Annotated in this window: 12 protein-coding genes; all 12 read right to left on the reverse strand. The window is 68.5% G+C overall.

The features are described from left to right. Positions 1–625: 625 nt before the first annotated feature. Positions 626–1,726: a DUF4192 domain-containing protein gene (locus ACFU95_RS46515; RefSeq protein ID WP_383842421.1), complete on the reverse strand. Its 1,101-nt coding sequence runs from the start codon at positions 1,724–1,726 to the stop codon at positions 626–628. Then, positions 1,723–2,265 carry a hypothetical protein gene (locus tag ACFU95_RS46520; protein WP_383842424.1) on the reverse strand — a complete coding sequence of 181 codons (543 nt, stop codon included), beginning with the start codon at positions 2,263–2,265 and terminating at the stop codon, positions 1,723–1,725. Before ACFU95_RS46520 ends, ACFU95_RS46515 begins: the two co-directional genes overlap by 4 nt. Next, a complete protein-coding gene (locus ACFU95_RS46525; protein WP_383842427.1) occupies positions 2,262–3,305 on the reverse strand; it encodes an N-6 DNA methylase in 1,044 nt (347 codons plus the stop codon). Before ACFU95_RS46525 ends, ACFU95_RS46520 begins: the two co-directional genes overlap by 4 nt. Positions 3,306–3,384: 79 nt before the next feature. Next, complete coding sequence (locus tag ACFU95_RS46530; protein WP_383842430.1) at positions 3,385–3,687, reverse strand: hypothetical protein; 303 nt, start codon at positions 3,685–3,687, stop codon at positions 3,385–3,387. A 73-nt stretch (positions 3,688–3,760) separates the two neighbouring features. Next, positions 3,761–4,390: a hypothetical protein gene (locus tag ACFU95_RS46535; protein WP_383842433.1), complete on the reverse strand. Its 630-nt coding sequence runs from the start codon at positions 4,388–4,390 to the stop codon at positions 3,761–3,763. Positions 4,391–4,678: 288 nt separating this feature from the next. After that, complete coding sequence (locus tag ACFU95_RS46540; protein WP_383842436.1) at positions 4,679–5,326, reverse strand: hypothetical protein; 648 nt, start codon at positions 5,324–5,326, stop codon at positions 4,679–4,681. Continuing rightward, positions 5,323–5,757 (reverse strand): hypothetical protein, encoded by a 435-nt coding sequence (locus ACFU95_RS46545; protein WP_383842439.1) that lies wholly within the window; start codon positions 5,755–5,757, stop codon positions 5,323–5,325. Before ACFU95_RS46545 ends, ACFU95_RS46540 begins: the two co-directional genes overlap by 4 nt. 135 nt (positions 5,758–5,892) lie before the next feature. Then, a complete protein-coding gene (locus ACFU95_RS46550; RefSeq protein ID WP_383842441.1) occupies positions 5,893–6,225 on the reverse strand; it encodes an HU family DNA-binding protein in 333 nt (110 codons plus the stop codon). Positions 6,226–6,427: 202 nt separating this feature from the next. Beyond that, positions 6,428–7,225 (reverse strand): hypothetical protein, encoded by a 798-nt coding sequence (locus ACFU95_RS46555; RefSeq protein ID WP_383842444.1) that lies wholly within the window; start codon positions 7,223–7,225, stop codon positions 6,428–6,430. A gap of 34 nt (positions 7,226–7,259) precedes the next feature. Then, a complete protein-coding gene (locus ACFU95_RS46560; RefSeq protein WP_383842446.1) occupies positions 7,260–7,667 on the reverse strand; it encodes a hypothetical protein in 408 nt (135 codons plus the stop codon). A 16-nt stretch (positions 7,668–7,683) separates the two neighbouring features. Then, positions 7,684–8,406, reverse strand: a complete 723-nt coding sequence (locus ACFU95_RS46565) for a hypothetical protein (RefSeq protein ID WP_383842449.1) — start codon at positions 8,404–8,406, stop codon at positions 7,684–7,686. A gap of 27 nt (positions 8,407–8,433) precedes the next feature. Next, positions 8,434–8,901, reverse strand: a complete 468-nt coding sequence (locus ACFU95_RS46570) for a DNA cytosine methyltransferase (protein ID WP_383842452.1) — start codon at positions 8,899–8,901, stop codon at positions 8,434–8,436. Positions 8,902–9,175 lie beyond the last annotated feature (274 nt).

Genomic DNA, 9,175 nt, shown 5'->3' on the forward strand with positions numbered 1-9,175 from the left:
GATCGTCTGCACTTCGGTTGAGCCTCGGCTGAGCTAACGATCACCAGAGACGACGAAAGCCCCTCCGCAAGAGAGGGGCGACTGCTACACCGCAGGTGAAAACGTTCCTGCATCAAAGCCTGAGAGTGGGGCGGGTGGGACTCGAACCCACGGCCGACGGATTATGAGTCCTTTTCGGATCTTCTAATCGGACCCTGCTCTTGCCTCCTCTTTCTCAAAACCACAGGTCAGCGACGATTTGCCGTCCTGGCTCTGCATGGGCTTCCTTGATCCTTCCGGGTCCTTCTGGCCCCTGCGCGTCCCCTGGCGGTTCCCCTAGATCTCCCCTGCGGACGTTGAGGTGGGGCATGCAGGGATCAACGCAGGTTGAAGCATGAGGGAAGCCAGGATTCGAACTCGTACGCAGCGGAGTCCCTTACCGGCTGAAGTGACCCACCCCCTTCGTCCGAGGGTGGCGCCGCGCGACGTCGCCCCAGGTCAGCCGCTTAGATACAAGATACTCGGCGTGCCTCGGTTCGGAGTCTGAGCGGGATCGACGTGGGTAACGCTTCTGCCGCTCGTCATGGGTGTGGTTCCGCTCAGGGCGGCCCCGGCTAGGTGTGCCGGGGACGCGGAGGCTGGTCGTTCAGTTCATGTGGGTGCCGGTGTTCTGGGCGCGGTCGAGTCTCTCGGCCTTCGCCTGGTGGGCGACGGGGAGCAAGCTTGTGGCGTCGGCTCCGCTGTTGATGGCGTCGGTGATGGCTTCGGCCAGGTCGTATTCGGGGTCGGCGGTCAGGGCTTGCCTGAGTGCGTGGCGTGCTGTGGGGAGGTCGCCCTGTCGCCAGGTGACTGCGGCGAGGAGGGTGAGCGCGGGTATGGCTGCGTCGGTGTAGGGCGGGATGCACCGGCGGCAAAGGGCGGCCCACAGACGTCGAGCGTGAGGAAGGTCGTCGTCCTCGATGAACTCGAGGCCGTGGTCCATGAGCCACTCGTGGTGGAGTCCGTGGATGAGCCGGGCGGCGATGTCGTCGGCGATCTCGGTGGCGCCTTCGCGGAAGTCCCGCATCGTGGCTTCCAGGAGCATGTGGGTGGGGCGTACGGCTTCGTCCTGCTCGGCGGGCGTACCGCGGCACAGTTGGGCCCAGGCGGTGCTCTCATTGTCGAGGGCGCGGCGCAGGTGTGTGGGGGCTTCCGGGATGCTGGGCTGGAATTCCTTGGTGATCTCGCTGCTGCTGCGCCGGGGGGCGTGGCCGAGCTGGATGAGTTGGGCGGTGACGCTGTGGGGGTCGTCGGGGCCGGGGATCAGCTGGCCCTCGCAGCACTCGAGGTAGGGGCACTCGTATGACCACCAGCGGTTGTCGGCGAGGGCGATGACCCACTTGACGGGAGCGCGGCCGAGGTTGGCGAAGGTGTCGATCAGAGCCTGGCCGAGGGGCCAGAGGTTCTCGACCGCCTCTTCTGCGGTCTGGCCCTGGCGTGGGGTGCGGCAGAGGAAGACGACGATGTCGTTGATGTCGGGGTATCCGTGTTTGTGGATCGCGTGGAACCGGCGGGCTGTAGCTTCGGCCAGCCACTGCCAGGGGGCGGGATCCTCGGGGAGGTGCAGGACCATGCTTGGTCCAGTGCCGGTCTGGGTGACGCCGTGGATGACGAGGCAGTCCTCGGGCTGGTAGCCGAGGAGGAAGGGCAGGACCTGGGCGAATTCGCCGGGGCTGCCGACCTTGGGCGGGCTGGAGGGCGTGGTCATGATTGGGTCTCCTGCACGTCGGTGATGGATGACGGGTTGTCGGGCGAGCTGGTGCCGGGGCTGGCTTTGTCGTTCGAGGTGAGCCGGACCTTCTTGGGCTTGTTGGTGAGCGCGAGCATGAGGTGGCGTACGACGGCGGCGACTGCGGTCGGGAGGTCGTCGACGAGGCGCGTGGGGATGGTGGTGTGCCAGGTACGGCCGGGTTGCAGGCGGGCGTCGTTGGCTGCCTGGACCTCGGCCTGCTCGATGTCGCTGCCATCGGGAATCGGCGGGAGGGCCGGGCCCGCGGTGATCCAGGTCTGGATGATCAGGTCGTCGCCCTGGAGGCGCAGGCCGATGCGGTGGCCGTCGGGGTGGGTGTAGTTGGCGGTGCGGTCGGGGGTCTCGGAGTCCTCCTGCTGCCAGGGCGGTTCGAGGGTGGGGGCGAGTTGGTCGATGGGGTGGGCGGCGCCGGTGGGCTGGGGCTGTGCGAAGGACGGCCGGCGTCTGGTCTGCGCGGGGGTGGCGCGGGGTCGTGCGAGGTCGTGCTCATCGCTCATGCAGTGGATGGCTCCTTGGAGGTGAGCTCGTCCAGACGAAGGACGGCTTGGCGGGTCGCGACGATGGTGTTTGCGGTGTCGATGTAGCGGTCGCGTTCTGCGAAGGCGTCCTTGGCTTCGGTGAGTGTCTTGGCGTAGCCGCCGTCCTCGAGGGCGAGGGAGTCGGCGCAGCCGATGAAAGATTTGGGGCCGAGGTCCCAGATGATCGTGTTGACGGCGGCGCAGGCTGCGGCGAGCGCGTCGATGTCGTTGCCGTACCAGAGGTAGTCGTGCGGGTTGAGGCCGAGGTCGCGCAGCCTCTGTGCGACGGAGCGGAGCATGGTGCCGGTGCCGACGGCGGGTTCGCGTATGGCCATGTCGGGCTGGGCGAAGTCTTTGTCGACGAGCATGTTGGCCAGCAGGTCGGTGACGCTCGGCGGGGTGTGGTATTCGCCGCGCCACTTCTTGTCGCTCTTGTGGCGCAGGCCGGTCAGCAGTGGGCTGAGGACGTCGGACTCGGCGCGCATGTACGGGTCGTTGTGGCCGGTGAGGTCCAACAGGCCCTGGTTGAGTGCGCTGTGGGTGAGGGCGTGGACGGCGCGGAGCTGCTGGGGGTCGGGGTCGGGGTTCCAGGCCCAGTCGTGCAGGCGCAGGGCGCGGTTGATCAGGTCGGGGCGGCTGATCCAGTGGCCGAGGTAGATCTCCTTGAAGAATTGGGGCAGTTCGTGTGGTGGGCGGCTGACGATCCAGTCGGCCAGGCCGTTGCCGGTGTTCGGCGGCTGGCGCAGGAGAGCGAGTGCGGCGACGGTGCCGAGGGGGACGTCGATGCTGCTGCCGCCGTGGCTGCGGTGCCAGGCGTCGATGACGTTCTCGGCGATCTTGCGGGCGTGTTCGTGCGGGTCACGCGGGGCGTAGGCCTTGCGCCAGGTGGTCTTGGCCGTGGCCTTGGGGCGTACGGCGGCTTTCGACTTGGGTGGTGCCTTCGTCGCCCAATTCGGGGCGGGGCGGGCCGCAGCAGCCGGTGCGGCGGGCCGCGGCAGGAATATGTCGTCGTCGGACATGGGGTTCCTCTGGGTGCGCATGGGGCCGCCCCGGTGCGCGGGGCGCGGCCGGGGCGGCGGTGGGGATGGGCGACGGGGTTCAGTCGGCCTTGGGGTGGTCCTGGAGCCGGGCTGCGATGCCGCGTATTTCGACGCTGTCGGCGGCGTCGGGGTGTCCGGCCTGACGCAGGCCGGTGGCCAGGAACATCAGGGCCAGTTCGTCGACGTCCATGTCGGCGATGAGTTCCTCGAAGCTGAGGTCGCGCAGCGCGACCGGGCGGTGCTCGTAGCCGACGCGCAGGGTCCTCTCGATCTCCTTGAGCGTGGTGGCGGCCTGCTCTTCGGTCAGTGCGAGGAGCTTGGACCAGGCGTGCAGGGTGTCGTCGTCCACCGGGAGCTTCACGGTGCTGTGGGCCTTTCCTTCGGGGTCCGGCTCGGCTCGCTGGCCGTGCCGGGCGTTCGCGGGCGGGGAGGGGTCAGGAGGGGAAGGGGTTGTGCCGGTGGTCGGGGTGGACGACGGCCCAGGTCCCGGCGGGCATGGGTTCGGTGATGACGCCCCAGCCGGCCCAGCGCATGACGGCGAGGTAGCCGAGGCGGCCGCCGGCGAAGCCGGTGCGGTCGTCGCAGTCCGGGTCGGGTGCGATGAGGATCCAGCCGGGCAACTCGTCGCAGGTGGGCAGGACTTGGAAGCCTGGGCGTAGTTGGTAGGTGCCGTCGGTGACGAGGGGCGGCAGTCCGGCGGCGTCGAGGATTTGGATGGCCTGTTGGATGTGGGGGTGGTCGTGGTGCTCGGGGACGGTTCCGACGCCCTTGCGGATGACTTGTCGGGGTGGCTTGGTGCCTTGGCTGGCGTGGTAGATGTCCATGAGGAGCAGCGCGTCCTCGATGCGGCCGGCGAAACGCATCGCGAGGTTGGCGACGACGGTGACAAAGTGGCGGTTGGGGCCCATGAGGCGCCGGAATTGCTCGTCGGTCATGTGTTGGAACTGGTGGGCTCGTGTGGCCGCGTGGGCGCGGGACGCTGCACGCAGGGCGCGGGCGACGTATTCGGGTTCGGTGCCGATGTGGTCGGCGAGGGCCTGAATTCCTCGGCTGTAGGTGGTCATGTGGTGGTCTCCAAGAGGGCGCTTGCGCGTATGGGTGCGCCCCCAGCCGTCGGGCCGGGGGCGCTGTTGTGCTTTCGGGGGGGGTTGTTTAGCGGCGTCCACCGCATCCGGCGTGGCCGCAGCCGCCGCAGAATCCGCCGCTGTTGCATTCGCACGGGCAGCCGTTCATTTCCCTCACCCTTTCCATTCGGGCATTTCCCGAATTCCTTACTTATATCTTAATGGCAAATAACCCAAAAGCAAGGTCCATGCATTTGCATTGGGATTTAATTTCCGCAACTCAATTCCTTAATTCGCGGATATTGGGATGAGGTCGGGCCACTTCACCGCTTCCAGAGCCCGCCGGTGGGTGTCCGGAACCGGGACCGTCGGGTAGCCGAGCCAGTCGAGGCCCATCGCGGCGAGGATCGTGGCGTCCGCCTGGTCGTACCGGCCCGGGCCCTCGCATGCGACGCCGTACCGCTCGACGGCCGCGCTGCGCACCATGCCCTTGGCCACACGGGACCGTTCCTTGCGCGGAAGGTGCTGCGCAGGATTCGCCCGCCCGGTCGCGTAGATCGTGCGGTGATGGGGGTTCGCCACGGCGTACGGGATGCGCTGGCGCCACAGGAACTGCGTCACTTGCCACCACAGGCCAGCGAGTTCGTGGTGCCCGGCCTGTGCGCCCTGCGCGTAGGCGGCACCCTCGACCACCACGAGGTCGGCGCCGTCCTGGACGTGCAGGCCAATGGCGCCCAGCAGCCAGTCCATCCGCTCGTGGCTGCGCCGTTGCCCCGGCCGCGCGGCCACCGCCCAGTCGGTACCGGCGATGCCCGTGGAGGTCAGGGAGAGATCCAGCCCTATGACGCGTGGCTGCCACTGCCCCTTCTCCTGGAGGCTGGGCAGAGTGGCGGGCGCGTTGCGGATGCCGCCCCCTTGGTCGCACCGGCCGGTCACCGCGACTCCTTCGCTGCGGCGGTGAAGTGCATGGTGATGAGCTTGTCGGCTACGCGGGTCGCGCCGGACTTCGTTGCCGCAGTCCACTGGCCGAAGTAGCTTTCGGGCGGCCCCCACAGGTACCAGCCGGTGTCGGGGTGGCCGTCCCGGGGGTTGCGTTTGCGGTGGGCCAGTTCCCACCAGCCGTTGCGCCAGCGCCACAGTTGGCGTGGTTCGGCGCCGGGCATCCAGCCCGCGCGTTCGACCAGGTTCTGGAAGCGCGCCAAGTCGACACGCATCATGGCGCTGTCGCGGGCGACTTCCTCTACGGGTGGCGCCGAAGGCATCGCCTGCCCGCTGAGCAGGTGCTCCATCTTGTCCAGCCGCCGCGACAGTTCGGCGGCCTCGGCCGCCTGGTGTTTTGGACGCCGGGGTGCCGAGGACCAAGACAAGAGGTAACGATTCCCCCCGGTCCGCGTCGTGTGGGGTGTTTTTTCTTTTTTCCCCCCCCGGTGTTTTTTCTTTTTTTTTTTTTTTTTTCTCCCCCCCCCCCCCCCCCTCTGTCCCCCCGACCTGGTGCGCAGGGGTTACGGGCGGGGGGTCTTGGGGTCCTTCTGGAGGCAGTTGCCGGACTCGGGCATCGGCCGGTGTTGCGTCAGCAGGTCCTTGAACCGCGCGCCGGGGCGGAACTTCACGACACGGGTGGCGGCGACCATCACCTTGGCGCCGGTCTGCGGGTTGTACGCCTCGCGTGCCGGCCGATCCCGGGGGGTGAGGGAGCCAAAGCCGGTGACGGAGACACGGTCGCCCTCGACAACGGCGCGCACCATGACGTCGAGCACGATCTCCACAGCCTCGGTCGGCGAGAGGCGGCGGCCACCCTTGGCAGCGACGGTCTGAATGAGCTGGGCCTTGTTCACTGGAATCCCTTCACTTCGATTACAGAACTGGGCAGTTGGGGTGCGAGGTGGGTCGGGGTGAGGCGGGCGCGCCACGCGATGGGCAGGGCGTGGAGCCCGAAGCCCGGATCGCCTCCCAGAGCGGTCGAATTGCACGCAATGCGCCCATCCGTTGAAATAGACGTCACCTGTTTCACCGATGTCACCTATCTCTGAGTAGAGGTCAGGCAGGAATGCGCAGGAGGGGGCCGCCCGTGTTGAGCACCACCGACAGGGGCAGTGCAGCGCCGGACGGGTCAGCAGAGACTGCCGTCGGCTCGTGCCCCGGCGCCGGACGGGCGACGATGCGCCACACCATCCCCCACCGGTCCGCGTAGCCGGCTCCGACTTCGTAGGGCAGCCCCTCGTGCAGGAACCACCGCATCCGCAGGGACGCCGTCCAGCCGTTCAGCGGGTTCCCCTTTGGCGCTTCGAGCTGTGGCAGCTGCACGCCGATGAAGTCCGATCCCGAGGTGACCACGAACGCCGCCGCCCCGGCGGCGGGCCAGATCTCGACGTTGTCGCCCGCCGCCTCCCACAGGGCGAGATCCTCGGAGCTGATCTGTAGAGCGCGCGGCGCGGTGTGCGGCGGCTGAGCCTCCAGGCGCACGATGGGCCGCCAGGGCAGCTCGGGCGAGTCGGTGGCGGCTGGCATGGTGATCTGCGCGGGTCCTTCGGCGAAGCGCAGCAGTGGGCGGCCGCCGTCGAGGGTGTACTCCACGTGGATGTGGTCGGACGTGTCCAGCCAGGCACGCAGGGCCATGGCCTCGTCGTAGTCGACGGGCACGATCCAGTGCCCGGCGTTCTCGATCGGGGTGCGGGCGACGGCGATGGTGCGTGCGCTGGCGCCGACGACGTGAAGCCAGCTGCGGGTGCAGTCGAAGACGACCACGTCCAGGTCGTCGGTGTCCCGCCTGCCGAGGTGGTGCGGGGTGACCTTTTCGAGGATGGCGGACAGGGCGTCCGCCTTGATCGTGAACATGTCTTCTCCAAGAAGGTGGTTGAGAAAGGGGTACTTACGCGCCGGAGGCACGGTTGCGTCCGCGTCGGAGGGCCTGGTCAAGCCGTCCGGCCTCCCGGCACAGGGAGCAGGCCGTTTCACCGCGCCGGTTGTGGGCCCGGGCTCCGGCCGGCGTGCCGTGGGTGATGGGTGCAGCGCCTTCTGCGAGCTCGCCGGGGTGGGCGTCCTCGCAGGTGGCGTGGACTTGGCCGTCGAGCCACAGCCGTCCGCCGCAGATCCCGTCGAACAGGGAGCCGCGCGGCTTGACCAAGGCAATGCACTGCGCCCGGAAAGGGCACTCGCGGCAAACGGCCAGCAGGCTGCGCATCTCCGGCTTGCTGAGTGAGTCCGCGGTCGCGTTGTCGGGGGTGAAGCGCAGGTCCCCGGCGCAGGGTGCCTCGCTGGCCCAGCCAGGGCCGCTCATCGGATCTCCGCATCGGCTACGGCGTCGGCGGCAGCGGCATCAGGCGCACGCGGTCGCCAGGGGTGCCGGGGTGGGCGTGGCTGTGGCCGTCGACTGGTACGAGATGGCGGTCCGCAAGGGCTGGTAGCGCGAAGACCTGGGCGATCAGGCGGGTCAGGGCGTTGTCGCGGTCGCTCGTCCAGCGCCGCCGGACCAGGTTGTCGGTGCCGTCGTCGGCGGCCCCCTCGATCACCGCGATGACGCTGCCTCCGGCACTGCGGCCGTCGACGACGATGGCGGTGGCTTCCGGGTGGTGCTCATGCACCAGCTCGGCGATACGGGCCGCCCGGTCGGCCGGGGGCAGCTCGCCCAGCCAGAGGTTTCCGTCGCCGGCGCTGTTGCGCCGGACGGTGGCCCACGCGGGAGAGTCGAAGGGCTCCAGGGCTGTCTGGAGGTCGACTTCGATCTCTGCGGCGAGTTCGGCGAGATGGTGTTCCTCGTCGCTCTTCTCCCACAGCCAGGGCAGGCCGCTCAGTGGGCTGGCCTGGGCGCCGAGCACGCCGAGCAGGTCCAGTTCCCGCGTCTTGCCGTAGTAGGCGAAGCCGACGTACTGGGCCTGGGGGCAGGCACGGCGGATCTTCGCCGAGATGTGGTCGAGCACGGCCAGGCAATGCGCCTTCTGAATGCGGCGCCGCTCGATGTCGAGCTCCTCACGCTGCTGGGCGAGGACGACCAGCTCATCGGATATGGCAGGGGTCATGACGGTGTTCTCCTTCTTCTGGGGCGGTCAGACGAGGACAGCCATGAGGCGTTCGCCGAAGAAACGGGCGACGTTGACGCTCACGGCGTTGCCGGCCTGTCGGGTCTGTTCGGCCTTGTTGCCGGCGACCTCGTAGGTCTCGGGGAAACGTTGGGCCGAGAGCTGTTCGCGCGGCTGGAGCATGCGGAAGTAGCAGTCCTCGATCGCGGGCGCGTTGTGCACGACGCCGGCCGAGTCCCGTGTGGACAGGGTGTGCAGGGGCTCACCGGCATGCTTGGGTGTGCTTCCCCGGCGGTAGGGAATGACGAGGGTGTTGCGGATCTGGCGCGAAACGACGCCGCCCGGCACGACCAGGCCGTGATGGCGGGCGGTGGCAACGGTGCTGAGCGGCTCGGTCACCGGCGAGGCATCGCAGTTGTTGCGGAACTCCACGATGAACGGCGCCGGATCAACCGTGACCAGGGCCTCGCTCTCCCGCGTGGTCCGCGTACGCATCGGCCCACCGACGGGGTACGCAGTGTCGTTCCACGAGCCGCCGACCGGGACGAGGAGAGCTTCGCCGACCTTGGTGGTGCGGACCGGGAGAGGCCGCTCGTAGGGGACGAAGGCCCGGTCCGTGCCGTCCTTGCCGTGGGTGAGGGTGATGACGCTCGGCTGGTAGGGGTACTTGGCCCTGTGACGGCGGCCAGTGGATACTCCCCGTAGGCGGCCGTTTATCTAGCACTCTGTGGCCGCGAGCTTCCCCACTGGCGGCCGGATACCTCCCCGG

The sequence above is a fragment of the Streptomyces sp. NPDC057623 genome, from assembly GCF_042800355.1.
GTDB lineage: Bacteria > Actinomycetota > Actinomycetes > Streptomycetales > Streptomycetaceae > Streptomyces.